At 52.4% G+C, this 26,993-nt stretch carries 24 protein-coding genes and 7 pseudogenes; 26 read left to right on the top strand and 5 right to left on the bottom strand.

Translation table 11 applies throughout. From position 1 onward, the window contains the following. Positions 1–6 precede the first annotated feature (6 nt). The 14 genes and pseudogenes from BA6348_RS20815 to BA6348_RS20745 all read left to right on the top strand — a co-directional run. A complete protein-coding gene (locus BA6348_RS20815) occupies positions 7–513 on the top strand; it encodes a MogA/MoaB family molybdenum cofactor biosynthesis protein (RefSeq protein WP_005829317.1) in 507 nt (168 codons plus the stop codon). Positions 514–653: 140 nt separating this feature from the next. After that, a complete protein-coding gene (locus BA6348_RS20810) occupies positions 654–2,432 on the top strand; it encodes a B12-binding domain-containing radical SAM protein (protein WP_026557748.1) in 1,779 nt (592 codons plus the stop codon). A 51-nt stretch (positions 2,433–2,483) separates the two neighbouring features. After that, positions 2,484–3,149, top strand: a complete 666-nt coding sequence (locus tag BA6348_RS20805; RefSeq protein ID WP_035423007.1) for a DNA alkylation repair protein — start codon at positions 2,484–2,486, stop codon at positions 3,147–3,149. A 181-nt stretch (positions 3,150–3,330) separates the two neighbouring features. Then, positions 3,331–3,948, top strand: coding sequence for a DedA family protein (locus tag BA6348_RS20800; RefSeq protein ID WP_025844155.1), 618 nt, complete (start codon positions 3,331–3,333; stop codon positions 3,946–3,948). 3 nt (positions 3,949–3,951) lie between these two features. After that, on the top strand, positions 3,952–4,311 hold the full coding sequence (locus tag BA6348_RS20795) for a DUF1294 domain-containing protein (protein WP_026557750.1): 360 nt from the start codon (positions 3,952–3,954) through the stop codon (positions 4,309–4,311). Between the two features lie 181 nt (positions 4,312–4,492). After that, positions 4,493–5,257, top strand: coding sequence for an IclR family transcriptional regulator (locus tag BA6348_RS20790; RefSeq protein ID WP_026557751.1), 765 nt, complete (start codon positions 4,493–4,495; stop codon positions 5,255–5,257). A 233-nt stretch (positions 5,258–5,490) separates the two neighbouring features. Then, positions 5,491–6,029, top strand: a pseudogene (locus BA6348_RS20785) (3-hydroxyanthranilate 3,4-dioxygenase). A 21-nt stretch (positions 6,030–6,050) separates the two neighbouring features. Beyond that, positions 6,051–6,776 (top strand): annotated as a pseudogene (locus BA6348_RS20780) (amidohydrolase family protein); the annotation flags it as partial. Then, positions 6,763–7,472 (top strand): annotated as a pseudogene (locus BA6348_RS20775) (hypothetical protein). The pseudogenes BA6348_RS20780 and BA6348_RS20775, both read left to right, overlap by 14 nt. A 3-nt stretch (positions 7,473–7,475) precedes the next feature. Continuing rightward, positions 7,476–8,200: pseudogene (locus BA6348_RS20770) on the top strand (2-keto-4-pentenoate hydratase). Between the two features lie 56 nt (positions 8,201–8,256). Continuing rightward, on the top strand, positions 8,257–8,451 hold the full coding sequence (locus BA6348_RS20765; RefSeq protein ID WP_007776590.1) for a 4-oxalocrotonate tautomerase: 195 nt from the start codon (positions 8,257–8,259) through the stop codon (positions 8,449–8,451). Positions 8,452–8,473: 22 nt separating this feature from the next. After that, positions 8,474–9,757 (top strand): kynureninase, encoded by a 1,284-nt coding sequence (gene kynU / locus BA6348_RS20760; RefSeq protein ID WP_122953460.1) that lies wholly within the window; start codon positions 8,474–8,476, stop codon positions 9,755–9,757. Between the two features lie 812 nt (positions 9,758–10,569). Next, on the top strand, positions 10,570–10,965 hold the full coding sequence (locus BA6348_RS28080; RefSeq protein WP_005829306.1) for a hypothetical protein: 396 nt from the start codon (positions 10,570–10,572) through the stop codon (positions 10,963–10,965). Then, positions 10,896–11,045: pseudogene (locus BA6348_RS20745) on the top strand (transposase); the annotation flags it as partial. The gene BA6348_RS28080 and the pseudogene BA6348_RS20745, both read left to right, overlap by 70 nt. Positions 11,046–11,208: 163 nt before the next feature. On the opposite strand, the pseudogene BA6348_RS20740 reads toward BA6348_RS20745, so the two are convergent. Then, positions 11,209–11,735, bottom strand: a pseudogene (locus tag BA6348_RS20740) (ATP-binding protein). Next, entirely contained in the window at positions 11,732–12,955 is a 1,224-nt protein-coding gene (gene istA, locus BA6348_RS20735; protein WP_005829301.1) for an IS21 family transposase, read from the bottom strand. Before istA ends, BA6348_RS20740 begins: the two are co-directional and overlap by 4 nt. 270 nt (positions 12,956–13,225) lie before the next feature. Between istA and BA6348_RS20730 the strand changes: the two genes are divergently transcribed. The 8 genes from BA6348_RS20730 to BA6348_RS20695 all read left to right on the top strand — a co-directional run bounded on the left by BA6348_RS20730 (position 13,226) and on the right by BA6348_RS20695 (position 21,494). Further along, positions 13,226–13,765 carry a hypothetical protein gene (locus tag BA6348_RS20730; protein ID WP_122953461.1) on the top strand — a complete coding sequence of 180 codons (540 nt, stop codon included), beginning with the start codon at positions 13,226–13,228 and terminating at the stop codon, positions 13,763–13,765. A gap of 66 nt (positions 13,766–13,831) precedes the next feature. Further along, the gene (locus BA6348_RS20725; RefSeq protein WP_129552197.1) at positions 13,832–15,022 is read left to right on the top strand and encodes an ISL3 family transposase; all 1,191 of its coding nucleotides are present in this window, start codon (positions 13,832–13,834) and stop codon (positions 15,020–15,022) included. Next, positions 14,958–15,641, top strand: a complete 684-nt coding sequence (locus BA6348_RS20720) for a hypothetical protein (protein ID WP_129552228.1) — start codon at positions 14,958–14,960, stop codon at positions 15,639–15,641. Before BA6348_RS20725 ends, BA6348_RS20720 begins: the two co-directional genes overlap by 65 nt. A 142-nt stretch (positions 15,642–15,783) precedes the next feature. After that, positions 15,784–16,284, top strand: coding sequence for a hypothetical protein (locus tag BA6348_RS20715; protein ID WP_005829297.1), 501 nt, complete (start codon positions 15,784–15,786; stop codon positions 16,282–16,284). A gap of 215 nt (positions 16,285–16,499) precedes the next feature. Beyond that, positions 16,500–18,035, top strand: a complete 1,536-nt coding sequence (locus tag BA6348_RS20710; RefSeq protein ID WP_122952557.1) for a spore germination protein — start codon at positions 16,500–16,502, stop codon at positions 18,033–18,035. An 11-nt stretch (positions 18,036–18,046) separates the two neighbouring features. Beyond that, the gene (locus BA6348_RS20705) at positions 18,047–19,192 is read left to right on the top strand and encodes a GerAB/ArcD/ProY family transporter (protein WP_242507395.1); all 1,146 of its coding nucleotides are present in this window, start codon (positions 18,047–18,049) and stop codon (positions 19,190–19,192) included. Continuing rightward, positions 19,185–20,330 (top strand): Ger(x)C family spore germination protein, encoded by a 1,146-nt coding sequence (locus BA6348_RS20700; RefSeq protein ID WP_026557756.1) that lies wholly within the window; start codon positions 19,185–19,187, stop codon positions 20,328–20,330. Before BA6348_RS20705 ends, BA6348_RS20700 begins: the two co-directional genes overlap by 8 nt. A 12-nt stretch (positions 20,331–20,342) precedes the next feature. After that, positions 20,343–21,494: a GerAB/ArcD/ProY family transporter gene (locus tag BA6348_RS20695; RefSeq protein WP_005829292.1), complete on the top strand. Its 1,152-nt coding sequence runs from the start codon at positions 20,343–20,345 to the stop codon at positions 21,492–21,494. Positions 21,495–21,535: 41 nt separating this feature from the next. Here BA6348_RS20695 and sspI read toward each other — a convergent pair whose 3' ends face one another. Continuing rightward, positions 21,536–21,772 carry a small acid-soluble spore protein SspI gene (gene sspI / locus BA6348_RS20690; RefSeq protein ID WP_005829290.1) on the bottom strand — a complete coding sequence of 79 codons (237 nt, stop codon included), beginning with the start codon at positions 21,770–21,772 and terminating at the stop codon, positions 21,536–21,538. A 191-nt stretch (positions 21,773–21,963) separates the two neighbouring features. Between sspI and BA6348_RS20685 the strand changes: the two genes are divergently transcribed. Further along, on the top strand, positions 21,964–22,617 hold the full coding sequence (locus tag BA6348_RS20685) for a potassium channel family protein (RefSeq protein ID WP_005829288.1): 654 nt from the start codon (positions 21,964–21,966) through the stop codon (positions 22,615–22,617). Positions 22,618–22,619: 2 nt separating this feature from the next. After that, the gene (gene rlmB / locus BA6348_RS20680) at positions 22,620–23,435 is read left to right on the top strand and encodes a 23S rRNA (guanosine(2251)-2'-O)-methyltransferase RlmB (RefSeq protein ID WP_005829286.1); all 816 of its coding nucleotides are present in this window, start codon (positions 22,620–22,622) and stop codon (positions 23,433–23,435) included. Positions 23,436–23,665: 230 nt separating this feature from the next. Here rlmB and BA6348_RS20675 read toward each other — a convergent pair whose 3' ends face one another. Continuing rightward, on the bottom strand, positions 23,666–24,550 hold the full coding sequence (locus BA6348_RS20675) for a LysR family transcriptional regulator (protein WP_005829284.1): 885 nt from the start codon (positions 24,548–24,550) through the stop codon (positions 23,666–23,668). 428 nt (positions 24,551–24,978) lie between these two features. On the opposite strand from BA6348_RS20675, the gene BA6348_RS20670 reads away from it, so the two are divergent. Then, a complete protein-coding gene (locus tag BA6348_RS20670) occupies positions 24,979–25,521 on the top strand; it encodes an NADPH-dependent FMN reductase (protein ID WP_025844146.1) in 543 nt (180 codons plus the stop codon). Between the two features lie 41 nt (positions 25,522–25,562). Continuing rightward, positions 25,563–25,796 (top strand): annotated as a pseudogene (locus BA6348_RS20665) (alcohol dehydrogenase catalytic domain-containing protein); the annotation flags it as partial. A 214-nt stretch (positions 25,797–26,010) separates the two neighbouring features. Here BA6348_RS20665 and BA6348_RS20660 read toward each other — a convergent pair. Continuing rightward, entirely contained in the window at positions 26,011–26,730 is a 720-nt protein-coding gene (locus BA6348_RS20660) for a DUF2225 domain-containing protein (RefSeq protein WP_025844144.1), read from the bottom strand. Between the last annotated feature and the right edge of the window lie 263 nt (positions 26,731–26,993).

Below are 26,993 nucleotides of genomic sequence, written 5' to 3'. Positions count from 1 at the left end.
CACGATATGAGCACACAGGAGCACAAGGCGCTGTCACCAAAACAGGTGACGTGCATGGTCATTACCGTTTCCGATACGCGAACCGAAGAGACGGACAAGAGCGGACAATTAATGAGGCAACTATTAACCGAGGCAGGGCATCACGTCGCCCTCTACCAGATCGTCAAGGACGAGCCTGCCGAGGTGACTGCCGCGATTGAAGCGGGAATCGCGCATCCCGAGGTGCAAGTCATCCTGCTCAACGGCGGGACAGGCATCTCGCCGCGAGACAACACGTTCGAAGCCGTCTCCGGTTTGCTGGAAAAGGAAATGCCCGGCTTCGGCGAGCTGTTTCGGATGCTGAGCTATACGGAGGACATCGGGTCGGCGGCCATGCTCAGCCGCGCTGTGGCGGGCACCAGAGGGGGAAAAATGATCTTTTCCACGCCTGGCTCGACTGGGGCAGTCAAGCTCGCGATGAATCGGCTGATTGTGCCTGAGCTGGGGCATGTCGTGCGCGAACTGAATCGCTGAGCGGGGCCGGGCCGGATTTGCCGTGCTCTGGCCTCGTATGGTACTGTTACGAAAGGAATCGCCCGGTTGGACGCCAGACCATCGTTTGCCTGATGGTTTTTTTCGTCGCCGGATTTTGTGCAAGGAGAGTAGACCCATCCATGAAGATTGTACTATCGACCTTAAATGCCAAGTTCATCCACTCCTCGCTGGCCTTGCGCTATTTGCGCAGCTACGCCCAGAAAGCTTTTCCGGGCATCGAGCTGGTGGAGTACACGATTAACGATGTGACGCTCAACATCGTCGCAGACATCTACAAGCGACAGCCCGATATCGTCGCTTTTTCCTGTTATATCTGGAACATTCGCGAGACGCTCGATGTGATCCGCAATCTGAAAAAAGTATGCCCCGACGTCGCTGTCATTCTCGGCGGGCCGGAAGTGACCTACGACGCGGACGAGTGGATGAAAAAGCATCCGGAGATTGACGTGATCGCCATCGGAGAAGGGGAGCAGACTTTTTTGGAGCTGCTGCAAGCCTATCAGGAGGCGAAAGCCGAGGGCAAGCCTCCTCGCCTGCGGGATGTAGCGGGAATCGCCTATCGCGACGACGAGTACGTTCGTTTTTCGGCACCGAGAGCCCAGATTGAAGAGATGGATACGATTCCGTCGCCCTATGCGGATCATCTCGACGAGCTGAACAACCGCGTCGTCTATTTCGAGGCATCCCGGGGGTGTCCGTTCAAATGCCAGTACTGTCTGTCTTCCATTGAAGACGGGGTGCGCTACTTCAGCCTGGAGCGGGTCAAGGAAGACTTGCTGCGGCTGATTCGCCACGGTGTGAAGACGATTAAATTCGTGGACCGCACGTTTAACATCAATAAAAAGTATGCAATGGAGATTTTCCAGTTCCTCATCGACAACCACAATGGAACGGTGTTTCAATTTGAGATTACGGCCGATATTTTGCGGGCGGACGTGCTCGACTTTTTGACTGAAAACGCACCGCCGGGCATTTTCCGCTTCGAAATCGGCGTCCAATCCACCAACGACGAGACAAACCGCCTCGTACAGCGGATTCAACGCTTCGACCGTCTGGCCAGAACCGTGACGCAGATCAAGGAGTCGGGCAAAATCGACCAGCACCTGGACTTGATCGCAGGCTTGCCGGAGGAAGACTACCAGTCGTTCCGCAAGACGTTCAACGATGTGTTCGCCCTGCGCCCGGAGGAGTTGCAGCTCGGCTTTTTGAAAATGCTGCGCGGGACCGGAGTGCGAGCGCGTGCCGCCAACCACGGCTACGTGTTCATGGATGAAGCGCCGTACGAGATTTTGGGCAACAACGTCCTCTCGTTTGCGGACATGCAAAAGATCAAGCGGGTGGAAGACGTCCTGGAAAAATACTGGAACGCACACCGGATGGACCTCACGCTGGAGTGGCTGTTGGCGAATCAGTTCGAGACGCCGTTTGACTTCTTCCAGACGTTTGGCGACTATTGGGAGCAGCAGGGCTGGAGCCGCATCGGCCATCAGCTTGAAGATTTGTTTTTGCGACTGCAAGCTTTTTTGCAGCACGAGAACGTGGAGGGGCTTCGGCATGTGCAGAGCTTGATGAAGTTCGATTACTTGCGCAACCAGAAGCATCGTCCGCGCAAGCTGTGGTGGGAGGACGTCCTGGACAAAGAGGCGATGCAAAAGACGTACGCCGCCATCTACGAGCAGCGCGACCGGCTGCGCGAAGACTTTGCCGCGCATGCCGCTCTGGAAAAAGACTATTTCAAGCACACGGTAACGGCGAAGGTGACGTTTGACATTGAGACGTGGCTGAGAACCGGGGAAGTTATCGAGGGCGATTTTACGCTGGTCGTGTACTATCCGTATAAAAAGGAAGATAAGAACGATTTTGCAGTCGTGAATCAGGAGGTACATGCTGCCGGCTGATCGCAGGGAAAGCGAAGCAGCACGAGCTTTCACGGGGAAGGAGGGAGCGCGATGACGTGTGCCTTTACGACAGCGGCTATCCGCTTGCTCGCGAGCCATGCGGATGCCAAGAACGCCGGGCCGATGGAGCGGTACATGAAAAATCAGTTTCCTTTTTTGGGGATCAAGGCTCCGCTGCGCCGCGAGCTGTCCAGACAGTTGTTTCGCGAGCACGGCATCCCGCAAGACTGGGAGCAGGTCGTGGCGCGCTTGTGGGCATTGCCTGAGCGCGAGTACCAATACGTGGCAATGGATCTGTTGGCAAAGACGAAAAAGCAACTGACACCCGAGCACCTGCCGCTTGTAGTCAAGTGGATTACAACGAAGTCGTGGTGGGATACGGTCGACTATCTCGCCGCACATACAACAGGCACGCTTTTTTCCCGCTACCCCGAGCTGATCCGCCCGAACACGACTGACTGGGTCAAAGGCGATAATATGTGGCTCGCGCGGACGGCGCTCCTGTTTCAGCTTTCTTACAAGGCCAAGACGGATCGGGAGCTGCTTTTCGCCTTGATTGAGTCCTGTGCGGCTTCCAAGGAGTTTTTTATCCAAAAAGCAATCGGCTGGGCTTTGCGGGAGTATGCCAAGACAGAACCGGAAGCAGTGCGTGGCTTTGTGGAAAGGACTGTGCTGTCGAACCTGAGCAGGCGGGAGGCGCTCAAGCATCTTGGCTGATGGACGGGCTGTTTTTGTCCGTGATTTCTTCGCTTGATAAAAATGGTTCATCTATTGCAAAATAGACAAGTACCTTTTTACGTGTTTGTACGTAATTACTAAGAGTCACATACTGCACGAGAGCCGCTGCCAGCCTGCGCAAGATTTTGCCGCCAGTGGCGAAGATAGGGGATTTTGCCTCATGGAAATCAACCTGCTGATGTCAATCATAGAGCAATACGGCTACGTCGCGATTTTTTTCCTGCTCTGGCTGGGAATCGTCGGCTTGCCCATTCCGGATGAGCTGGTCGTGGCGACCGGAGGCTTTCTCGCCTCGATCGGCCTTCTGGACCCGTTTTACTCGTTTTTGGCCGGGTACATGGGCGTTGCCTCCGGATTGACCATCGGTTTTTTGTTGGGAAAATACTTCGGAAAGCCGATCCTGCAATGGCTGTCCAAAAGCGAAAAGATGCGGCACGCCGTCGAGCGGTCCACGGGCCTTTTGGAGAAATACGGGACGACGGCTTTGTGCATCAGCTACCTGTTCCCGGTTGTTCGCCACGTCGTTCCGTATTTGGTGGCGCTGGGCGGCATGACGTATCGCCGCTACGCGCTGCTTTCGTATCCGATCGGGCTTGTCTGGACCATCGCGTTTTACTTCCTCGGCTACGTGTTCGGAAACAACGTGGAGGCGATTATCGGGATGATTCGCCAGTACGGCTTCTACGCCTTGCTGGTCATCGTAGTCGCGCTGGCCGCCTGGCTGATCGTGCGCAAGGTCATCGTCAGCAACCGGGCGTTTCGGGCAAAAGGAGAGTAGGCGATGAGACATGAGCAGGTGGCAATCCACAGGCGCAATCGCAATCTGGTGCTTGCGGCCGGATGGCTCCTCGTCCTTGCGGGGTATTTCAGCTACGAGGCGATCGTCGTGGCTGCGGGCGCCCTCGTTTTGAACGGCTATGCCTGGTTTTTGATGCGTGCGGACAAGCGTCTGGCGAAAAAGAAAAGCTGGCGGATTCCCGAGGCCAGTCTCCTTTTGGCCGCTTTTCTCGGCGGAGGGCCAGGCGCATTGGCGGGGATGCTGATTCATCGCCACAAGACCCGGCACGCCTCCTTTTTGTTTTTGGTCCCACTGTTTTGTATGTTGCAAATTGCGCTGGTCGTCTGGATCGGCCGACAATAAAGCAAGAATCTCGTGAGCAACGATGGCGCGAGGTTCTTTTTTTGTTTGGCTGCTTGCAAAAAAGATTACTGTCAGAAAACTCTGAATTGTATATTGCGCATTTCGGGAATCAAGCCTATAATAAGAAGTGTAGTCAACATTATCGAATATTGTTCGATAATATCGAACGAAAAGGAGGAACATGAGCGAGAAGTTTATCCAATCGGTAGATCGAGCCATCGACATCCTGGAGTTGTTTTCTCTCACCGAGCCAGAGCTGAGCGTCAAGGAGATCAGTGATCGCCTGAAGCTGTCGAAAAGCACGGTTCATGGCTTGATGAAAACATTGGAGCACAGGGGGTACCTGGAACAAAAGCCGACCGATCAAAAGTACAAGCTGGGGCTGCGCCTGTTCGAGCTGGGAAATCTGGTCGGCAGTGGAATGGAGCTGCGCAATCTCGCCTATCCGATCATTCAGAGCCTCGTGGCGACGCTGCAAGAGACGGTTCACCTGGTCGTGCTCGACAAAGACGAAGTGGTGTACGTGGAAAAAGTCGAGGCGCCTGCTTCTCTGCGGATGTACTCCATGCTCGGAAAGCGCGCTCCCTTGTACTGTACGGGGGGAGGGAAGGCGTTGTTCGCCTATTTGGACGAGGCGACTGTCGATCGCATCTTGCAACAAGCAGATTTGAAAGCGCTTACCCCGTTTACGCTGACCGACCCGGAGGCGATCAAGCGGGAGCTGCAAAAAATTCGCGAGCAAGGGTACGCGATTGACGACGAAGAGATCGAAATCGGCTTGAAATGCGTAGCCGCACCGATTTTCAACCACGAGGGGAAGGTGATCGCCTCCATCAGTTGTGCCGGGCCCAAGCACCGTTTCTCCGACGACAAAATGACGACGTTCATTCAGCAAGTCAAGCATGCCGCACTGGCGCTTTCCAGGCGGTTTGGGTATCGAGGCTGATGGGCAAAAAAAGAGACTTCCCTCTTGTTGGAGCAGTTTTCAAGCGGCCACCCGAAAACACCACAGGGAGAAGTCTGTACAGAACCATTCGTCAACCATACCCAAACCCCTGCCGCCTGTTCGAAGAAATGTGCCGTTTTGCCAGGGAGAGCTGCTGCTTTTGCCGCCCCGGCCGACGATGACGTTGTTTGCAGCAAACCAATCCAAACCAGCCAAAGGGAGCGTGTCGTATCATGAGCACCATCACCAAACCGGTCAACATCTGGAAGTTTATCGAGGAAAACAAGGACAGTTTGAAACCGCCAGTGAACAACAAGGTCGTCTGAAAAATGCCGAGCTGATGATGATGGTGCTGGGCGGCCCGAACAAGCGCCGCGACTTCCACGTCGACCCGTCCGAAGAAATTTTTTACCAGCTCAAGGGCGATTGCTACGTGGAAATCATCAACGCCGAAGGCAAGCGGGAGGTAGTGACGGTGCGCGAGGGGGAAATGTTTCTCTTTCCAGCGAATGTCCCGCATTCCCCGCATCGCGTGGCAGATACGATCAGCCTGGTCATCGAGCGCAACCGCGATCACGGCGAGCTGGAAGACCTCGTCTGGTTCTGCGAAAAATGCGACCACGAGATGCATCGGACACGCGTGCAGTTGACAGATATCGAAAAGCAAGTAAAAGAAGCGATTCATGCGTTCAATGGCAGTGAAGATTTGCGGACATGCAAAAACTGCGGGCATGTAGCATCCGAGGAAGTGAACGAATGGCAGCCAGAATAGACTTCCTCTGCAGAGGCGGCGGAAGCGATGGCCCGGCTGCAAAACGATTTCATCGCCGACACGGTGCGCCAATATCCCGATCGGTTCATCGGACTCGGAACGGTTCCGCTGCAGGACGTGGACCGCTCGATCCGCGAGCTGGATCGCTGCATTCATCAGTTAGGGCTGAAAGGAATCGAGATCGGCACGAACATCAACGGGCAAAACCTCGACGATCCGGCCTTCCTGCCGTTTTTTGAAAGCTGCGCGAAGTGGGACGTGCCGCTGTTTGTCCATCCGTGGGAGACGCTGGGCCGGGAGCGGATGCCGCGCCTGGACCAAGGCTGGAACGTCTGGCCGCATCTGCGCGTGACAGAGCAGCCGCCAAGCTTCTATACGAAAAACTTTTACTTCGACTCGCTGAGTTACGAGCCGCTGAACATCCGGCTGTTGCTCGAACGGTTCGGCCACGAAATGCGCGACACCGTTTATTGCGAAGTAAAGCAGATGGACGAGGCGGCGATTCGCCAGTCTGTTTTGGAGATCGTCGAGCAGGTGCAAGCGTACGTTCCCGGCTATCGGCTGAAGCAGGAGCCGCTGTTCGAAGAAAATCGCGTGACCGTATTTCTGGAGGTCGAAGGTGCGGGAGACTACTTCCCGCCCTACGCTGGCAATTTGGACATCATGACGGCTGCAGCTGTGCGGGTGGGAGAAGAGGTCGCCCGTCATCTTTTGGATGGGAGAGGGGTAAGCCTTGGAACAAAATAGCGATCGACCAATCAAAATGACAGAAGTTTGCTTGCGCGACGGCAGCCACGTCGTCGCCCACCAGTTCACGCGCGAGCAGGTGCAGGCCGTCGCCCGAGGGCTGGATGAGGCAGGCGTTCCTTACATCGAGGTGAGCCACGGAGACGGTCTGGGCGGCTCGACGATCCAGTACGGTCGCTCGCTCGTAGACGAAATGGAGCTGATCGAAGCGGCGGTCGCTTCGTGCAGGCAAGCAAAAGTCGCGGTGCTGCTCATACCGGGCATCGGCACGGTGCATGAGCTGAAAGAAGCGCAAAAGCGCGGGGCGGGACTTGTCCGGGTAGCCACGCATGTGACCGAAGCGGACGTCTCGGCGCAGGAGCGGGCAACGCGCAGACAGAGGTGTTGATCGCGGTGCTCGATCGCATGGGCGTCGATCTCGGCATCGACCTGTACAAACTGATGGATGTCGCCGAAGACATCGTCGGTCCAATCATGCCGCATTCGCAGGAAATCCGCAAAGGCAGTCTCGTCATGGGCTATGCGGGAGTGTACTCCAGCTTTTTGTTGCATGCAGAGCGGGCGGGCAAACGCTTCGGCGTCGATCCGCGGGATATTTTGCTCGAAGTCGGCAGACGCAAAGCCGTCGGCGGGCAGGAAGACATGATTATTGATGTGGCGGCTGAGCTGGCGAAGCTGCAAAGGGCGGGGAGATGACAAATGGCAGTGACGCAGGAAGTACAGAGAGAGATGGTCGAATAATTACTTGCGGCATACCGCGAGTGGCGCGAGGTGGAGAAGCTGACAGCCCGCTGCCCCGATTTGCCCATTGCGACGGCCTATGAGCTTCAGCAGCAACTGATTGCGCGCATGGAAGCGGATGGCGAGCGCTGCATCGGCTTGAAGCTGGGCTTGACCAGCCGGGCCAAGCAGCAGGTGATGGGCGTGCACGAAGCGATTTACGGCTACTTGACGGACGGGATGCTCGCGCTGGAGTGGGAGCCGCTTTCCTACCGACGCTTCATCCATCCGAAGGCCGAGCCGGAAATCGCGTTTTTGCTCGGGGACGATCTGGCGGGCACAGCCGTTACGAAAACTTCCGCTTCACCCTCCCGGACGTCGTGGCGGACAATTGCTCCTCTTCGGCTTTTCTCGTCGGCAGCAAATGGGTAGCGCCCGACGAATACGATCTCGCCCTGGCTGGTGTGGTCATGAGCAAAAATGGCGTCATACAAACTACAGGCTCTGGAGCGGCCGTGCTCGGTTCGCCCGCAGCGGCGATGGCCTGGGCTGTCAACAAGCTGGGCGAGCGCGGCCTGGGCTTGAAAAAAGGCCAGATCGTCCTGTCCGGCGCGATCACGGAAGCGATTCCGTTCGAGCCGGGGGATGTCATTACGGTCACTGTCGACGGCCTCGGCAGCGTCTCCTTTGGCTGTCAGGCATAGACAGCCAACACGGGCAGCGACTTTTCGGACTGTCGAAAAAGACAGAGGTGGTTTTGATGCCGATTGTACAGGTGTCCATACTGGAAGGGCGAGACAAGGAACAGATCAGGCAAATGATCGAGGGAATTACCCAGGCTGTCACTGCCAGCTTGCAAGTAAAGCCGGACCAGGTCCGCGTGCTGGTAACAGAGCTTCCCCCTTCCCACTGGGGCGTGGGGGGAGTCACAAAAGAACAAACCCGTTTTCTGTAACGGAAATTTCAAGGAGGTTACGATGGCTCAATCATCCATTCCACTCAGCAAAAACTACGCGCAGCAACTGGATGCCCAGGACGAGTTGGCGAAATACCGCGAAGAGTTTTACTTGCTGCCTTCGATGTACCTGGATGGCAATTCCTTGGGACTGATGTCCAAACGAGCGGAGAAAAGCTTGCAGGACATTTTGCAGTCGTGGAAAGAGCTCGGCATTGACGGGTGGACAACCGGCGAGCATCCGTGGTTTTTCCTGCCAGAAAAACTGGGCGAAATGAGCGCATCTCTCGTCGGCGCGGAGCCGGAGGAAGTAATCGTCACAGGCTCGACCACGGTCAACTTGCACCAGCTCGCCGCCACCTTTTATCACCCGGAAGGTAAAAGAACGAAAATCATCGCGACCGAGCTTGATTTTCCGACAGACATTTACGCCTTGCAAAGCCAAATCAAGCTGCACGGCTTGGACCCAGAGAAAGAGCTGATTCGCATCGCTTCGCGGGATGGCCATCTGATCGAGGAGGACGACATCATCGCCGCCATGACCGAGGAAGTCGCGCTCGTCATCTTGCCGACCGTGCTCTATCGCAGCGGACAGTTGCTTGATATGGAGCGGTTGACCAAAGCGGCGCATGAAAAAGGCATTCTCATCGGCTTTGACGGCTGCCACTCTGTAGGAGCGATTCCGCACGAATTCAGCAAATGGGGAGTGGATTTCGCCTACTGGTGCAACTACAAGTACGTAAACGGCGGACCAGGCTGCGTAGGAAGTCTCTATGTCAACCGCAAGCATTTTGGCAGGGTGCCCGGCCTGACTGGCTGGTTCAGCTCCAAAAAAGACAAACAGTTCGCCATGGAGCACACCCTGGATGTATGTGAGACGGCAGGCGCCTATCAATTGGGCACACCGCACTTGCTGAGCGTTGCCCCATTGATCGGCTCGCTAGCCATGTTCCAGGAAGTGCCGATCGAAAAGCTGCGGGAAAAGTCGTTGAAGCTGACCCGTTACATGATGGATCTGATCGAAGTGGAACTGGCAGGCATGGGCTTTTCCGTCGCCAATCCGCAAGAAGACGAGCGCCGCGGCGGCCATGTCAGCCTGGAGCACGCCGAAGCCGTCCGGATTTGCAAGGCGTTGAAGGAGAGCGGAGTCATCCCTGACTTCCGGGCGCCGAATATTATCCGCCTGGCTCCGGTCGCTTTTTACAATACGTACACCGACGTATGGGAATGCGTGCAGGTGCTCAAAGCGATCATGCAGGAAAAACGATACGAGAAATTCGAAAACAGGCCAGGGGTTGTCGCCTAGCCTTGACCGTGAAGGTGTACGCGTATTGCAGCACGGGACAGGTGTTTGATCTGAAAAAACCGAACAAGCCGAAAATTAGTTTTACCTTTGTGCAGTAAATGTCCGGCGAGTATTTGCGTAATGACTGCAGCCAGCTTTGAGCAGAGCAAGCATTCCGACCTGATGCACAGTATGAGGGGTCCGCAACCTGATTTGGAACTCATCGCGCGTATACGTCCACTCCACTTATGGGCAAGCTTGTCAATAGATTGACGAAAAAGCAGACAATGAAAGTCATATATAAAATGAAGTTGGGGGATTTTCAAAAAGTCCAAATAGGAAAAAATTCCAAAAATGGCAACGTTGATTTATCGAGGTTTTTGAAATTCAAAAGGGGCATCTCTAAGTCGAAAAATCGACTTTTGAGATAGACCCTTCGTATTATTAGGTCAACCAGAGTTTACTGGTTGGCCTTTTTTGATGTGCCACGCATGGCGACTAACTAGGCGGTGAAAGTCCGCTGTGGGGGCTGGTAGTGGCCAACCACTAGCCAAGAGCAAGGGTGTCCATCGCGAGATGGAATCTGAAGGAAGCTGGAGGCAAAATCCTGGCCCGAGGAACACGAACATCATCAGGCATAGGGGATGGGACGAGTTTGCCAAACAAAGCAAAGTCCAATTCACTACACGGACATCCCGGTGTAAATGATGCGGGTATATGGGAGGAAAGTGAGTCGTCTTACCGTGGGAGGTCTCATGAACGTGAGGAGATGAATTCAAATCACGGTTGAAACAAGATTTATCATGAGAAGTCAGCAGACGCCATAGTACCTCATGCAGTCGACGGCAAGAGGGAAGGGTAGCCAACTTCCAACGGAAGGCTCACCGCAGAAGAATAGTGCGGAACACGAAGGATATGCGGGTGTGCACATTCCTGCGAGGATAGCTGAAACCGACGACACCAACGCAAACGAGTCGAAGGAAGGGCTACTTGAGAAAATCATCAGCAGAGACAACTTGAACGAAGCGTTCAAAAGAGACAAAGCAAACAAAGGTTCACACGGAATCGATGGGATGGGTGGGGATGAACTTCTGCAATATCTCAAAGAAAACGGTGAAACCATCAAGGAGCAAATCCTGGCGGGTAAATTACTGCCACAATTCCGTTCGCAGGGCTTGATCCGAGTGTATATAGTTCAGGTGAATTCACGGCAAGTGATAACAGAATGACGAAGCGAGGTTCCAAAAGATTGAGGCGCGCCACTTATTTGGCAGTAGTCTGTGGTTTGAGAGGAGGGATTAACCGTCGAACATAAGAGTATTACGGCAATTATTGGACAACCAATAGCATCATTAACAACCATTAACTGGTTTTTGCTGTAGATTACTTTTGGGAGCAGTACATGTCAACGCCGACTTTATTTTGACCCACCCTCGCCGGTTTAGAACTGACCCACCCGGCGATTTTGTTGGTTAGGTGGTAGAGGGAGAGCCGTAGGCTCCAGTCCTCATTTTTTCACGAAGTCGGTAACTATTCCCTCTAATGTTGACGATGTGGGAATGGTGTAAGAGTCGATCCAGAATAGCTGTAGCAAGTATCGGATCGCCCATCAATTCCCCCCATTCACCGAAACTCTTGTTACTGGTTAACAGAATACTCCCTCTCTCGTATCTGGCACTTACTACCTGGAAAAAGAGGTTAGCTGCCAAACTGTCAAACGGTAAGTAGCCAATCTCGTCAATCGTTCGTCAATACTGGGTTGGAAAGCAAAATCGAACTCCTCTAGTGTTTTTCGGTAAGGCAAATGGGCAAGTTTGGTGCGTACCTCCATATTCCGCTTTTGACGTTCCGCTATCTCGGCATCAAGGAGCGTGTTGAGAAAGGACAGATAAGTGGGCTGTCCATGACTTGCCGCTTCCAAGTGAGCATCCAAGAGGAGAGCCGCTTGCTGAAGCCCAAGTTCCTCGAGGCGTAGCCGTGCTTGTTCCAGTTCAATCATGCTCCCACCTCCTTCAACTGCTCATAGACATCCAGTGAACGTACTTCCACTTGCTGCGGTGAAATCTGGCGGGCTTGCGGACGTGGATAGGCATATCCTTGAGTGGTCGAAAGACCTGCGTACTGGTTTTCGCAAAAAACAGTGGTGCGGGATCGATAGACCTTTTGGTGTCGAGCAATACATGTGCCGTCAGCCCAGATTTCTACCCACCCATTCACTTCGCGAACGGTACTCTCACGTCCACTGTACCTCCATGGAACGCCATATCGTACACCATCGTAGCTAACAAATCCGTCTCGACTGATCTGTCTTGGTTCATGCAAGTATTTTTCCCACCGTTCAGTTGAAGGGATGGGCGACAGGTTTTCCTCACGGAGTCGGTCAAAGGGACGTTCGCCGGTTGTTCCATGAATACGGCGGTTAATTCGCTCGCACCAGTGTAGGGCTTGTTGATTGAGATCCTGTAAATCAACGAAGCGTTTGCCAGGAAGAAAGTTGTTTTTTACGTATTGAACGCCTCGTTCCACTTTTCCCTTTGTTTCGGGGCGACGAACTTTGCATACTTTTGGAACAAGCCCAATCGCTGCGGCAAAGTCAGCAAAAAGCGGGTGCCAGCGAGGTTTTCGATCATCTCCCATGCCCAGTACGACGGTTTTCATCTGGTCGGTCAGCATGACTTTTGGGATACCTCCAAAATATTCAAAAGCATGAATCAAGCAACGAAGAAAGCTGTGAATGTCACAACGCTTCGTAAACTCGATATAGGTGGAACGAGAGTACCCCAGTACCATGACAAATACCGGCACTTTTCGGACGGTACCGTCCAAATCTACGTAATCACACAGTCCCCAGTCGACTTGTGCGTATTCACCAGGTTTTGTCTCGTAACGAAGAACAGCGAGAAGCTGTTTGGGAGGACGGATACCCTTCACATAGTCTTTCAAGATGGTACGTCCCCCGGTATAGCCCTTTTCTCGTAGAAGATCGAATAAAACCTCGCAGTTGTAGATGCCTTCTTGAAGCCGTTCCTGCAGGAACGGTTTGAATGGATCAAGCTTGGAACCACGAGATTTACGGATTTCCTTTTCGGGAAAGTATTCACCCCGGAGATATCGGCGAACTGTATTTCGAGAATGCCCCGTTAGACGGGCAATTTCACGAATACTCTTGCCTTCTGCCCTCATGGTATGTAACGATATCACTATCCCACTCCTTAGCATGTGTCTCCCTCCGAAAATTAACTTGCCGTTAATACCGAAGGGGATATATTCGCTAAGGGTGGGTCATTTTCTTTCCGGCGAACCTGGAGCAATTATATCCCGGCGGTGACAGTACAAGAAAAATTCGCAATTGCAAAGCGATTTGTGGCATGGTATTATGCTAGAGGTAGTTAAAAAATGTAAATAAAGGGATGTGATGGTATAGTTAGCGCATTATTACTTTCCTATCCGAAATATCAATAATACAATAATTGCTTAGGAGGTCTATTAATGAAAGTCAAGAAGTTACTAATGTGTTTACTTTTCTCTCTACTTTTATTTTCCAGTTCAATTACGACAACTACATTTGCTGAAGGTACAGCAATTGATCTGGAAGATCAGTATTCCTTGGAAACCATATATTTGAAAGATATTGATAAGTATGAGGATGTACAAGAGTTTATTAAAGAGAACGGTTTTGAGAACCAAATAGCCGAATTGTATAGCCAAGAAGAGCAGCCGGGCTTGAGAAGTTTACGGATGTCGCCTTCAAAGCATAGTGTTGATGAAGAAACAGAAAGAAAACTAATTGAAAAATATGGCCTAGAGAAGCCAGAGCCAGAACAAATACAGTCAAGCCCAAAAGTGATTGTTCAAAGAAATTTAGCTTCAAAGGTTATTGATGGTATCATTGCAATTAGACTAGATGTTGATGACAAATGGGTAGACTTAGATTTAATACATTTACAAACAGGAGTTCGCCCAATTCAAAGAATCACAGGGTTGGTTACACAATACGGATTCATCACCATAACCCGTGCTAGACATTGAAAAAACGTAGATGTTCCTCTATCGTGAAAGTTGTCCTGACCATCACAAGATAGGAGGAAATCTACGTTGTCTAACCAGTTTACCACAGACTTAATCGGCCTTCCATCGTTTCAACTTTCCCATTGGGACAAAACGACTGAAACCGATTGGGTAGTGACTCTCACTCCCAATCCAGCCTCTCATCTGTGTCCTCTCTGCCTGAAAGAGAGCACCAATCATGCTCGCCCAGGGTACCGTCTTCTTCGTCACCGCTTTATTCCTTCATGGGGTACTGTCTGGGTACGTGTTCCTGTATATCGACAACGTTGCCACGATTGCCAGATCACCTGGACTCTCGAATGGGATGGAATTCCCTATCGAGGAACGGCTACTTTTGCGTTTCGTCAAATGGCCGTTGAGTTGTGTCAGAAGAGGGATTTGCTTAGCGTTTCCAAACAACTCGGAATCTGCTATACGACATTGGAACGGTGGTATTACCAACTGGCTCCTCAGCTTCTCGCTAAGCCCCAAGATCATCTTACGCCTACTATGGTCTGTCTGGACGAGTTTGCTCTCCAAAAAGGACACAAGTACGGTGTCAACCTCATGGATGCACAAAGCGGGCATATCTGGCAGGTTACAGAAGGGCGTTCACGTGAGCAGGTTCGTCAGGCTCTCATGAACTGGCCCTTTGCTACGCCTCCACAGGTTGTTGTGACAGACTTGGCTCCTGGAATGGCTGAGACGGTTCACGGTGTTTGGAAGGATGCCACGGTAGTAGCGGACAAGTTCCACGTCATTCAGCTCTTCTCCAAATCGTTAGAAGCTGCTCGTAAACGTACCCGTTCGCGGGGAACTCATCGCCGGGGTAGACATGAACAACGTCTGCTCCACACACCTCCTGATAAACTGAAACCTGAGGAACAGGAGGAATTGAAAGCCTGGTTCGCTCAAGATCCCCATTTGGAACGCCTTTACAACGCTCTTCAGCACATGAGAACGGTATATGCAGCTCAGACAGAAGAGTCGGGAAAAGAAGCACTCCAACAATGGATAACCGAGCACCTCACATCTCCCACCTCTGCCGTCCGTTCGATTGCAAAAACAATCGTTCAATGGCGACAGTCGGTTCAGAATTATTTTTCGTTTCGAGTTACAAATGCTCCGATTGAAGGGACACACAACAAAGTGAAAGTCATCAAGCGACGAGCCTATGGGTATCGCAACATCGAGCGGTTCAAGATTCGAATTCGGCTGGAGTGTAAACCAGCCATATAAAAAAGTGAAAAACTACGCTAGAGGAAGATCAAGCACGTTTAATGGTGAAGAGCTACAATACGAAAAGAATGGTAGAAACTGGGAGATAGGAGAAACTAAGTCTGTCGATAGGTCATCTGTTAAAAACGGTAATTTTTTTTCATGGAAAATACCGAAGGAAGCTGTCTCAGATTATTTTGAATACGATCTTCGAGTTACTGAAAGCAATGTAACTACTAGATTTGATAATAAGGGCGATAGAGATCCGATACACCAAAGGTATAATTTTGAAGTTGATACTTACAAGAGATTAAAGGCAAATGGGGGTCAAAGGCATCATCTTGTTTCAGCTAAAGCACTGAATGACGCAGGGTTTAGCTCTGGGGATGCTCCTTGCATTAGGATGATAACAGAAGATCACTATAACACGCCGAATTATGGAGGGGCAACAAGTTTCCGTAACAAGGAAATGAGGTATTTGCAGAACCAAGAGTATGAAAAACTATTGCAATTTGAAGTTGATGCTCTTAAAGAGGCTGAGGATTCCGAAGGGCGATATAGGAATCTACAAGTTAAATACTATGATGCTATTATAGAAGCATTAAGGGATTACCATGATTATTTTGGAATTGAAATCTAACGTCTTCATTTTAGGTAAAAGGATCAAGCAATAAGATGGAGCCGCAAAATCCATAGTGAACTTGTATATGGGTTTTGTGGTTCTTTTGTACTTCTTTATATAATTATTGCATATACTTATGTCAATGAAGGTGAAGAGAACAATGGATAAACTCACAATCGAGCCTGGTGTCGGGATTGGGACAATAAAACTCGGAATGAGCAAAGAGGAAGTAGCTAAATGTATTAAAGAATATAATCAAAAATACAATGAAGAACATTTTGTTAACAACTATTTTCAGGCTGTTTTTCGTGTGAAATATGATTCAAATGGCAAAGTCAATTGGATAGAGATTCCATCAAGTGTACAAGAAGTTTTTGACTGTGTGTTCATGGATATAGATGTATTTAGAACAAAGGCTATAGATTTGGTGGAAGAAATTGACAAAATAACTAAGTATGATCGAAATTATATTGAACTAGGCTATGCTTATCATTTCCCAGAGATAGGTTTGCTTTTTTGGAGGCCTATTGTGCTCACTGAGGAGGACTTGGAAAAGGAATGGTTTAAAGAGTTAGACCCAGAGATCCAACAGGATGAGATGAGGAATTTGTTTTTTGAAACGGTAACCGTATTCAAGGGGGATATAAATTCTTTTATGTGAATGGGTAGCAGGCTACAGACTATAAGATAGAGAAAATTACGTTTGCTTGTGAAGGATCAGCAGAGGTTCTCAGTACCCCAAGTTCGCTGTTTATATGAGCTTGGGGTGTTTTCTTTTTGGTCTAGTTTCTTCGCCTAAGCTGGGTTTTCATTTCCTTTCTTGGGCACACTAACCTTGCTTGATCTCACATGTCCACGGTCTAGGAGGGGATAGCGTTGAGCCAGTTTTGGAAAGCGTGGCAAAAGCGGAAGAAAACCCTTCAAGAGAAGGCGTTACACCATCATGCCGACAGAAGCATGGAAAGTGTTGCGGATAAAGAGCTTTCGCTGGAAGTGGACGAAAACATCATCATGATCGAACAAGAGCTGGGCAGGTGCGACGATCTGGTCGTCCGCCGCTTCCGCGACAAGCGGGGGACAGAGTGCGCGATTGTGTTTCTCGACGGGATGGTTGATCGCAACGTCATCAGCGAATACATCATCTCGTACTTGAGCAACCCGCAAATCCCCGATATTCTTCCTGCCTCCAATGAGCTGGAGTCGACGGACGGGCTGAGACAGGTCATTCGCAACATCTTGTCAGGAAGCGCCGTGCTCATGCGCAATGGCGACAACAAAGCGTATTTGAACAACACGCGGGGCTGGGACCGCCGAAGCGTCGACGAGCCGCAGACCGAGTCTGTCGTGCGCGGGCCGCGGGACGGCTTTTGCGAGACGCTCTGCGTCAATTCCGCCTTGATCCGGTTTCGCCTGAAAGACCCGAACCTGAGAGTGCACCATATGGTGATCGGCCAACGGACGCAGACAGATGTTTACGTCATGTACATTGATGGCCTGGCCCATCCGCCGATGGTGCAAGAAATGCTGGCGAGATTGGAGAAAATCAACGTCGATTCGATTTTGGAGAGCGGCTACATCGAGCAACTGATTCAGGACCGCCGCTGGTCGCCCTTTCCGCAGATTCAAAATACGGAGAGGCCGGACAAGGTCGTGGCAAACTTGCTGGAAGGCAAGGTGAGCATTCTGGTGGACGGAACGCCTTTTGCCTTGATTGCCCCGGCTGTTTTTTCCCAGTTTTACCAAAGTCCAGAGGATTATTACGAGCGGTTTTACATCGCGACGTTGCTGCGATTTATCCGCATTATCAGTATTACAATTGCGCTGCTGTTGCCTTCGCTCTACATCGCCTTTAGCTCGTTTCATCCTGAGATGATTCCTTCCCGGCTCGTCATCGCGATGGCGGCAGGGAGATCGACGGTGCCGTTTCCTTCGCTGGTAGAGGCGCTGTTCATGGAGCTGGCGATTGAGATTTTGCGGGAGGCGAGCGTCCGGCTGCCAGGGCCGATCGGACCTACGATCGGGATCGTCGGGGCGCTGGTGGTCGGGGAGGCAGCCGTATCCGCGGGTCTGGTCAGCCCTGTCATGGTTATCATCGTGGCGGTGACGACCATCGGTTCCTTTGCTTCGCCCAGCTACAGTGCGGCGATTGCCATTCGGATGCTGCGCTTCCCGGTCATGCTGCTCGCAGGAATGTTCGGCCTGTACGGAATCATGCTGTTTTTGATCGTCATCCTGATTCATTTGTCATCGCTCAAGTCGTTCGGCGTGCCCTACATGTCGCCGCTTAGCCCGTTGAATCTGAAGGGGATGAAGGATTTGTTCATCCGTGCGCCCCATCACTTGTTGAGAACTCGCCCGACGATGTTTCACATCCAGGATGAAATCCGCATGAGAGAGGATGAAAAACCGTGAGCAGGCAGGACGTGAGCAGCCGACAACAAACGTTTTCCTTGTGGCAGCAGACGTCCTTGATTACCAGTACGCTGATCGGCGTAGGCATTTTGACATTGCCGCGTTCCACCTCAGCCATCTTGTATGAAGCGGGCTGGATGTCGCCTGTATTCGGTTCCGTCATTGCCTTTGTGTCTGTCTGGATGATCGCAAAGCTCAGCCAGCGTTTTCCGGGAATGACCTTCGTCGAGTACAGCACGATCGTCTGGGGGGCCAAAAAAAATTCGCGGCTGGGCAAGTGGCTCAGCTTCCCCTGGATTCTCGCCTATCTCGGCTTCATGTACCTTGCGACCGGGCTTGTCTCCCGCATCTTTGGCGAAGTCGTAGTGACTTCCGTTTTGCTCGACACACCGCTGGAAGTCATCATTATTACCATGTTTGCGCTGGCATTCATCCTCACGTTGCACGATCTGGATGTCGTGGCCCGGATCAATGAGCTGTTGCTGCCGCTCGTTTTGCTCCCTGTGCTGTTCATTGCGCTCGCCTCGTTTCAAAAAGCGGAGTGGAACAATCTGCTGCCGCTTTTTCGAGCGACCGGCCCGTCGCTGCTCAAGGGAGCTTACGAAGCGGTCTACTCTTTTTCCGGCTACGAAATCATGCTCATTTTTTTCGCCTACGCGCACGAAAACAAGAGCAAAGTAAAAGCTGGTTTTTACGGCATCGCGATCACGCTGGTCGTCTACACCTTGATCGTAGTGGCGGGCATCGTCGTCTTCGGCTACGAGGAGCTGCAGCGTGTAGCCTGGCCAACCTTGGAGCTGGTGAAGACCACACAGGTGCCGGGACTGATTTTGGAAAGGCTGGAATCCGCCTTTCTGGCCGTGTGGGTAACGGCTGTTTTTACTACCGTGGCCAACGCCTACTACGCTTTCATTTACGGCTTGCGCCAGTTGTTCAACAGAGGGATGGGTTTTCAGCGAATCCTCTCGGCAGTCATGTTCATCCCCCTTTACTTTATCGCGCTGTGGCCGCAAAACATCGTAGAACTGTTTTGGATCAGCTCCTATTTGGGCGTTTACAGCCTCATCCTCAATTTGGGGATCCCTATTCTCTATTTGACAATGCTTTTCATCCGGGACCTGGGGCGAAAACAAAAGGAGAGGAATGCAGATGGCTAAAGGATGGCTTGGGCTGGCAGTTCTGTGCGTGTGCGTCTCTCTTTTGACGGGCTGCTGGGACAGAAGGGAGCTGGAGGAGCGCACTTCCGTACTTGCCATTGCGGTAGATATGGTAGAGGGACAAGAAGAGTTGTACAGATTGACTGTGCAAATTCCGATCCCGATCAAGATCGCCGGAAGCAGTGGACAAGGCGGCGGCGGAAATGCCGATGCGGTCAAGATCATGAGCGTGACGGGCCGGACGATTCTCGATGCCAACAACAATCTGCAAATTCGGCTGAACCAGAAGCTGTTTTTGGGCCATACCCGCGTGCTTGCCGTCAGTGAAGAAGTAGCGAGAAAAGGCATCGGCGACATTATGGACAGCTTTCGCCGGGAGCCGCAAATCCGCCGCCTGATGTGGCCGATCGTCGTCAAGGGGGAAGCGGCCACCTTGCTCAAAATCAAGCCGCAGCTCGCGCAAGTCCCCGTCGTGTTTCTGATGGACCTGATCGAAAACGGAGCGAAGATGGGCACGATTCCCGATCAGACGCTGGGAGACTACTTCAACCAGACCTCGAACAAGACGATGGAGCCTTTTCTCAACTACGTTCAGGCGAGCGCGACCGAGGTACGCTGGAGAGGCGTGGCCGTCTTTCGCGGGCACAAAATGGTAGGGACGCTCAACGAAGTGCAGTCGTGGTCGTTTTTGCAACTGCGAAACGAAGAGCGCGGGGGCGATGTCGTCATCCCGCTGCCCGGTACGGACAACGGCTATGTGACATTCCGGCCTCACTTTGTCAAAACGAGACTGGATTTGAAAGGAAGGAACAACAAAGGGGCGCTTGCCGCGATGTTTTCCTGCGAGCTGCAGGGAGATATCGTGGAAGTGACCGCCAATACGAACATGTCCCCGGAAGTTTTCATCCAGAAAATGCAGAGCTTGATTAAAAAGGAGATGGAGGAACGGGCGAAAAAGCTGTTTCACCAGTTGCAAAAGGAGTACAACAGCGACATTTTGAGGCTCGGGCTGGCGCTTCGAGCGCACCACTACCGGGATTACTGGGAGAAGCACGACTGGAAGAAGGATTTTAAAAATTTTCCAATTGGCGTTGACTATACGATCAAAATTCGCCGTTTAGGTATGGAAATGCAATAGGAGCCGATAAAGATGGGAAATCAAAGGGGCAACATCAGTACATGGCAACTAATCGCAATCCTGATTAGCTCGATGATCGGGGTGGGAATCCTTACCTTACCGCGTACCGCCAGCACGGAACTGCAGGAAGTGGGCTGGCTGGGGCCTCTCGTTGGCGGGTTGATTGTGGTTATCCCTCTTATGGCGATCATCTATTTGAGCAGGCAGTATCCAGGACTGACCTTTGTAGAGTACGGCCCGCTCGTCTTTGGCGGCCATCGGCACCCGTGGTTGGGAAAAATTCTCAACATCCCGTGGGTGCTTTTGTACCTCCTGTTTCAATTTTTGAATACGGCGATGGTCGCCCGCGGGTTTGGCGAGGTCATTGTCACGTCTGTCCTGCTGGACACGCCCCTTGAAGTGATTTTGCTGACTTTGCTTTTGATCGTCTTGTACTTGTGCATGCACGAGTTCGAGGTGCTGGTCAGGGTCAACGAGCTGTTGTTTCCGATCATGTTTGTGCCGATCCTCATCATCCCGTACGTGACGATCAACAGTGCGAACTGGTACAATCTGCTGCCGCTGCACATTGATTCATGGCAGGGAGTGGCCAGCACCGCGATTGGAACGTTTACGATGTACACGGGATTTGAGCTGATGATGATCTACTTCGGGCTGGCGATGCCGGGAGCGCGGATTTCGCTGGCGGCCTGGAGCGGGTTTGCCTTCACGATCGTGTCGTATGTGCTGACCGCTGCGGCGGGCATCGTGGTGTTTGGCTACGAGGAGTTGCAGCATCTGATCTGGCCGACGCTGGATATGGTCAAAACCGCGCAACAAACCGGCTGGTTTCTGGAACGGATAGAGTCGGCTTTTCTCACGATCTGGATGGCGTCCGTGTTTACGACGTTCGGCAACATGTACTACTCGATGATTTTCGCCACGCGGCTGTGGTTGAAAAAAGGGATCCGCTTTCAGCGAATCATCGCGCTGATCTTCTTCTTCCCGCTTTTTTACGTCGCGCTGTGGCCGCAAAACATCGTCGAATTTTTTGCCTACGCCCAAAAGCTGACGTATTTCAGCTACTTGCCAACGGTGCTCTTTCCGATTTTGCTGGCTGTGCTTCAGTTGATTCGTTCGCGCTCCTCGCAGCAGGTGGCAGAAGACAAAAAGGGAGAGACGTAGTGGCGTCTCTCCCTTTTGCTCGTGTTCGGTTGGCTTTCCAATTAAATCGGCTTTTCCGCTTGAGCGGGCAGATGGGAAGCGATAGTTTCGACCATCTCCTGGCGGGAGGAAGCATCGCTGTTTTGCCACAGCACTTCAAACAGGACGCCGAGACCAGGCAAGGTTTTTTCCTGGCCGCTTGCGATCGCATCGCTGATCGTTTCTTCTACCGCTCCGGAATCCGAGCCTTGCATTTTGTACATGATCGCTTGACGCAAATTGAGCGAGGCAATGTTCATACCTTAGCCAGCACCTCTCTTGTGAGAATAAATTCATGAGTTAGTATTTGTCTTCGCCGGATTGCTCATACCCCTTTGTCGCGAAGCGATTTCATTGGACACGGGCATCTTTTGGTTTCGCCTGTGCAAAGCTACGCTGTCTAATGCTATAATGCAAGTTATTGGATATAGGATCGAAGGAGAAGATCAGCATGTCAAAACAGTTTGCCATCATCGGAATGGGCCGTTTTGGTTCCAGTGTTGCCAGGACGCTGTACGAGATGGATTACGAAGTCATGGGCATTGATGAAAACGAAGAGCGCATCAATGAAAATATTCAGTATGTCACCCACGCTGTCGCGGCTGATTCGACAGATGAACGCGCCTTGAAGGAAATCGGCATTCGCAACTTCGACGTAGTGGTCGTGGCGATCGGGGTCGACATTCAGGCGAGCATCCTCACTGTCTTGACGCTGAAGGAGCTGGGCGTGAAAAAAATCGTCGCCAAAGCGCAAAATGAGCGGCACGGACAAGTGTTGTACAAAGTAGGGGCCGACCGCGTCGTTTTCCCGGAGCGGGACATGGGCGTGCGTGTGGCGCACAATCTCATCTCCGCAAACGTCCTCGACTTTATCGAGCTGGCGGAGGACTACAGCGTGGCAGAGGTCGTCGTATCGTCCAAGCTGGTCGGGCAAAACTTGAGACAGCTCGACATCCGCAGAAAGTACGAGGTCAACGTCATCGCGATCAAAAGCGGGGACAAATTCAACATCGCTCCAAGCCCGGATGAAGTGATCCAGTACGGAGACGTTCTTGTTGTAATCGGAAACAACAAAGACTTGAAAGCATTTGAGGAGCGGGCATAACGATGGCACATGAAATCATTACTTCAGTTCAAAATCCGCTGGTGAAAAGACTGCACCAGTTGCTCGATAAAAAAGGCCGGGAGGAGCAGGGACGCTACCTCGTCGAAGGCGCGCATCTGGTGGAGGAGGCGCTGAACAGCGGGGCGGAAGTGACGACCATCCTGTACGATCAGGAGCGCAGCCTCGATCCCGCCTGCCAGCGGGCATTGGCGAACCATCCCCAGGCTACGCAAGTAATCGCGGCGTCCGCTGCGGTTTTGGCCAAGCTGTCGGAAACGAAATCGCCGCAAGGAATCGTCGCGGCAGTGAAGAAGACGGCGAGTCAGTGGGACGAATGGGTTGACAAGCTGTCAGCCAAGGAAAATGCCCTGCTTTTGTTCCTCGATGAAATCCAGGACCCGGGCAATTTGGGCACGATTTTGCGAACGGCAGAGGCCGCCGGTGTGGATGGAGTCGTGCTGGGCAAGGGCAGCGTCGACATTTACAACGGAAAAGTCGTGCGGGCCACGATGGGCGCCATGTTCCGCCTGCCTGTCTTTTCGCGGGAGCTCGCTGCCACGGCAAACGAGTGGAAGCAGCAAGGCGGGCGTGTCCTCGTCTCGTCCTTGGCACAAGACAGCGTGTCCTACGATCAGGCGAATTATTGCGGCAAGATCGCGCTCGTCATCGGCAACGAAGGCCGAGGCGTGTCCAAAGAGATGCTGGCCTGCGCCGACCAGCTCGTGCACATTCCGCTGTACGGCAAAGCGGAATCGCTGAATGCCGCCGTCGCGGCGGGCATTTTTGTGTATGAAGCGCAGCGCAACAGAAGACAGTGACAGCAAAGCAGGGATACTGGGGAAAAGAGTCCAGTGTCCCTGTTTTTTTTCGTGTGAATTTTGGGAGGGCGATCAGCAGGGCAAGGTGAAAGGGGGCGTGCTGTAGTTTCTGGATGGTGCGATTTAGCTCGCGTGGCATTACAGTTTGCGCCGTATCACAGCCCGCGCCGCCTCACGCCGCATCAAAGTCCGCACCTCACCACCACCGACACCCTACCTCACCGCGCTTCTCATTCCCCGGTTTCCCCCACTTCCGCAAAGTACCCGATGAGAAAGTTGCGAAACTTACGCGCAGCAAGCGATAAGTACCGCTTCTCGTTCCAGGCAATCTGGAAATTGCGCTGGCACACGGGAAACTCAATCCGCAGCAGGTTCAGCGGGGAGCCCGGGCCTCCGCAGTTGCCTACGAGCGCGACGCCTAGCCCCGCCCGGACGAGGCTGGCAATGGCGGCAGGCTCGTCGACCCGGCAGACGAAGTTAGGCGTGATCCCGGCTTCTCGGAAAAACAAATCGTTCATTTTTTGAAAAGGAAACCCTTCCTTGTACCCGATAAACGGGTCCTCCGCCAGTTCGCTCAAGCGAACGCTTTTCCTCCCCGCAAACCGATGTCCGTGGGGAACGGCCAGGTACACTTCTTCTTTCAGGAGGGACACCGCGCTAATGTCGGGCCGATTGATTGGCAGCGCTGTAAAGCACATGTCGACTTCGCCAGCCTCCACCAACTGCGTCATTTCTTCCATCGAAGCTTGCGTAATCCGAAAGCTGACTTCCGGATACAGCGCGAGAAACTCGCCCAGCGCATCCGTCAACCGATCCAGCGTCGACGTGGCGAGGTGAATGCTCCCTTGTTCAAGTCCGGCCAGCTCGGACACTTCTTTTCTGCCTTCTTCCAGCAGGGTGAGCGCCTTTTCGACTTTGTCCAGAAAAGCTTTGCCGAACGCATTCAGACGAATCCGGCCTCTGTGTCGGTCGAACAAGGGAACTCCCAAGTCTTCCTCCAGCCTCGAAATCGTCTTGCTCAGCGCAGGCTGCGCGATGCACAGCTCCTGGGCTGCCTTCGTCATGTGCTCCGTCCGGGCTACCGTGCGAAAATAGTGCAACTGCAACAACTCCATGCGCATGCTCTCCTTTCCTATATACCTGAGTATATGATCTGTATGATTTAAGATATATTTTTGTTTATATGTAAGTGATTGTAAAATAAAGCATGCAAGGAGCACAACACACTTTGGCTCAACGTCTCCCAAGTGACTCGCTGGGCAGTGTCAGAGTGGAAGAGTGGACAGAGGGGAGGCTGAGCGTCCAGAAAGGTGCCGCCCACCAGCAAACAGCCTAGCGAAAATTCGCCTCACACCTGCCTCGCGCGCCCGTTTCCATCCAGCTTTCCTGGTTCTTGGGGCGCTCTGCACGAGCATAGTATGGTTTTGTTATATGCCTATGTGCCGTAGCCGTATGGTGATAGGCAACGCGGAAGGAACAGGAAAGCCGCTCAAAAGGTGGAGGACACGAAGCGAACAAACATCGAATGATGGGAGGATTCTTCATGAAACAATTGCAAATTGGCATTATTTTGGGAAGCACGCGCCAAGGGCGGGTAAGCCCGCAAGTCGCAAACTGGGTGAAAGGCATTGCCGATGACCGCGGAGATGCGACGTATGAAATTGTAGATATCGCCGAGTTTCAATTGCCTTTTTTCGGGGAAGGCACAGGCAATGAGCCTGGCCTGGTCGCTTGGTCCAAAAAGCTTTCCAGCTTGGATGGATTCGTGTTCATCGTCCAGGAGTACAATCACAGCATCACGGGAGCATTGAAAAACGCGCTGGATTCGGCACGCACGGAATGGAACAACAAGGCTGCGGGCATCGTCAGCTACGGATCGACGGGCGGGGCGCGTGCAGCCGAGCATTTGCGCGGAATTTTGGGAGAGCTGCTCGTGGCAGACGTCCGCGCGCACCCGACATTTTCGATCTTTGCCGATTTCGAAAATTTCCAAACATTCAACCCCGCCGAACTGCACGTAGGTAAAGTAAACGCCATGCTAGACGAACTGATTGCCTGGAGCGGCGCATTAAAAACATTGCGTTAAACGTTGTTACCCAATCCGGAAAAATATAGGAGAGTTGCACAATGAGAGCAGCAGCATTTCGTTCAATAGGCGGACCAGAGGTCATGGAGGTCATGACGTTTCCCGATCCGCAGGCGGGTCCGGGGCAAGTTAGGGTCCGCGTGAAAACGGCCGGGGTACAGCATTACGATTGCGCGATCCGAAGCGGCTGGACACCCCAAGGCATTTCCGTAAAGCTTCCGCAAATTCCCGGCAACGAGTTCGCTGGCATCGTGGACCAGGTAGGCGAAGGCGTTAAAAAGTCCGCCTCCCCTTGCTTGGCGAGCTCAGCGCTGACAGCCGCGAACTGATCTGCCGCCCGCTCGCACAAAACAAAAGGCAAAAAGGCGAGAGCCGTTCAGAGAAAACCATTCTCCGGCGCTACCTCTTTCGCTTCTCCCTGCGCCATGCAAAAGAAAAACAAAAAGGCATTCCAACAACAAAGTTGAAATACCTGCATTCATGCCGCTATCAGCCGATCTTTTGCTCGCTTTTTTTCTCTTTAAATTCCTCGCGCGCCAGTTGCCACTGATCCTGCGCCATGCGGATGATACCGCTCTCAATCGTATGGTTGCGAAAAGCGAGCGCCTTGCCGAAATATTTGATCGCCAGTTCGAATTTTTCCAGACGGCGGTACAGCTCGCCGATCAGGTACAGCAGTCTGACCTCGGACATTTCCTTGTCACCGCGGGCATAGTCGGAGTGAATGTACGATTCCTCGTACTCGTCGACCGCCATCGCGATGAAGCGCAGCTCTTCCGGGAGATTGTCCATGTAGCGGTACAGCCAGGCGAGCCGCAAGTACAGGCCCGCTTTGACCGAGTGCGGCTGATCGGTCAGCTCGGCGGCGTAAATCGCCAGCTTGTAGCTGACAATCGCTTCCTGCACCTTGCGAATGGAGCCGAAATCTTTTGGCTGCCACTTCATGGAGATGTGCTCCTCGACGGCCTGTTTTTGCCACGGAGCGAGCTTGCTTGTGAACTGATCGGTGAAGGCGAAGCCGCATACCGGGCAGACGTTGACGGTATATAAAATCGGATTCAGCGACTGCTCCTTGAACGTGGTATAGAAGTCGCTGTCGCGGTGAATCATGGTAAGAGCGCCGGTTCTGATCCGTTTGGTGGAAAAAGTCGCTTGGCAATGCCGACAGACGCATGTCTTATCATAAAGGGCCGTAACCTTCTCGATCATGTCAAAAGTCCCCTTTCGGATTCGCGAAAATCGAACTAGGGAGAACAAGTGATATGTAACATTTGTATAATTGAAAGTTCTCTCTTGTTGCGCTATAATTTTCCTACATCTCGATTATAACGCAAAGCGATGACGGAGACTAGTACGCAGGTCCTATCTGTTTTTCAGGGAGAAGGTGCCACAGACTGCGAGCATCTTTAGCACGATAGCTGCCGAATTCACTCCGAAGCCGCACTCTGAACCGCTTTCGCGCAGTAGGAGCA

The organism is Brevibacillus agri, assembly GCF_004117055.1.
Taxonomy (GTDB): Bacteria; Bacillota; Bacilli; order Brevibacillales; family Brevibacillaceae; genus Brevibacillus; species Brevibacillus agri.
The sequence above is the reverse complement of the archived record's forward strand: the minus strand, read 5'-3'. Positions and strand labels throughout refer to the sequence as shown.